General features: G+C 64.2%; 3 protein-coding genes. 2 read left to right on the top strand and 1 reads right to left on the bottom strand.

The annotated features are described in order from the left end of the window. On the bottom strand, positions 1 to 153 hold a 153-nt coding region (gspI, locus tag HX846_RS32605), incomplete at its 3' end, for a type II secretion system minor pseudopilin GspI (RefSeq protein ID WP_178966990.1). A gap of 148 nt (positions 154 to 301) precedes the next feature. Between gspI and gspG the strand changes: the two genes are divergently transcribed. After that, positions 302 to 739 carry a type II secretion system major pseudopilin GspG gene (gene gspG, locus HX846_RS32600; RefSeq protein WP_003218660.1) on the top strand — a complete coding sequence of 146 codons (438 nt, stop codon included), beginning with the start codon at positions 302 to 304 and terminating at the stop codon, positions 737 to 739. 8 nt (positions 740 to 747) lie between these two features. After that, positions 748 to 1,460: type II secretion system minor pseudopilin GspK (gene gspK / locus HX846_RS32595; protein ID WP_178966989.1), on the top strand; the 713-nt coding region annotated here is incomplete at its 3' end.

The following is a 1,460-nucleotide window of genomic DNA, read 5'->3' as shown; positions in this document are numbered from 1 at the left end:
CAGCAGCGCCATCGACTTGTCCCGCAGCAGGCCGTTGCTGGTGGTCATCAGCCCGGCCACGCGTACCGCCGCCGCCATGGCCACGGCGATGATCGCCAGTGCCACCAACACCTCAATCAGGGTGAAACCTTGCTCGTTGCGGGGCCCGCCCATGGCGTACTCAAAACCGGGAAACAGGCCCGCAGACTAGCCCCGGGAGTTGACCGATTGGCGACCAAAGCTCCCGAGGATTTTCAACATGACTGACATGTGTTCTTGCAACACTGCGCCACGAAATGCACTCAAGCCAAGGAATGTCGACATGGATATCGCACACTTCACGTCAGCGCGTAGGCAGCGCGGTTTCACCCTGATCGAGATCATGGTGGTCGTGGTGATCCTGGGGATTCTGGCGGCGCTGGTGGTGCCCAAGGTGCTCGACCGCCCCGACCAGGCGCGGGCCACAGCGGCCCGGCAGGACATTGGCGGGCTGATGCAGGCCCTGAAACTCTACCGCCTCGACCACGGCTCGTACCCGAGCATGAACCAGGGCTTGAAGGTGCTGGTGGAACGCCCGGCCGATGCGAAAAACAGCAACTGGCGCGCCTACCTCGAACGCTTGCCCAACGACCCGTGGGGCAACCCGTATCACTACCTCAACCCAGGGGCCAACGGCGAAGTGGATGTGTTCTCCCTCGGCGCCGACGGGAAACCTGATGGTGACGGCGTGAATGCCGATATCGGCTCCTGGCAGCTGTAAGGCCGGCGATGAACAGCCATTCGCCTACAGCGGCGAAGCAGCGCGGCATGGCGATTATCAGCGCCTTGCTGATCGCCGCCGTGGTCGCGGTGCTTGCCGGCGCCATGCTCACCCGGCAAACCGTGTTCACCCGCAGCCTGGAAGCTGAACAACTGCGTATCCAGGGCCAATGGTTGTTGAATGGCGGTCTGGAAACCAGTCGCCAGCTCCTGTGGGACGCGCGCCGCCAGGACGTGTTGACCCGGCTCGATCAACCGTGGGCACGGCCCCTCGGCGGTGCTTTCGAGGGGCGGATTGAGGATGAGCAGGGCAAGTTCAACCTGCGCAATCTGGTGACCCAACAACACCCGGACGCCGGGCAATTGCAGAGCTTCGAACGCCTGTGCCAGTTGATCGGCATCGAGCCGGCCGTGAGTCGCCGCATCAGCCGGCGAGTGATCGACTCATACGACCAGCGCGAGCTCGGCGCCTCACTTACCGGCGGCTTCAACAGCAGCCGGGATACCTCGCCCGGTGCCGCTGCGCCATTGATCCCGGCCAAGTACCCGATGTTGCGCAGCCTCACCGACCTCAGCGGTATCGAAGGCCTCGACCCGCGCCAACTGCGGCGCATGGCGAGCTATGTCAGCGTGCTGCCCGGCAATACCTGGGTCAACGGCAATACCGCCAGCGCCGAGGTACTCAGCAGCGTGGTGCCGGGGCTCAGCCTGTCCCAGGCTCA

Source organism: Pseudomonas sp. K5002 (assembly GCF_013386655.1).
Taxonomy (GTDB): domain Bacteria; phylum Pseudomonadota; class Gammaproteobacteria; order Pseudomonadales; family Pseudomonadaceae; genus Aquipseudomonas.
The sequence above is the reverse complement of the archived record's forward strand: the minus strand, read 5'-3'. Positions and strand labels throughout refer to the sequence as shown.

What these genes read in the sequence shown, in the direction of transcription:
- gspG (WP_003218660.1), top strand. Translation starts at nt 302, where the DNA reads ATGGATATCGCACACTTCACGTCAGCGCGTAGGCAGCGCGGTTTCACC.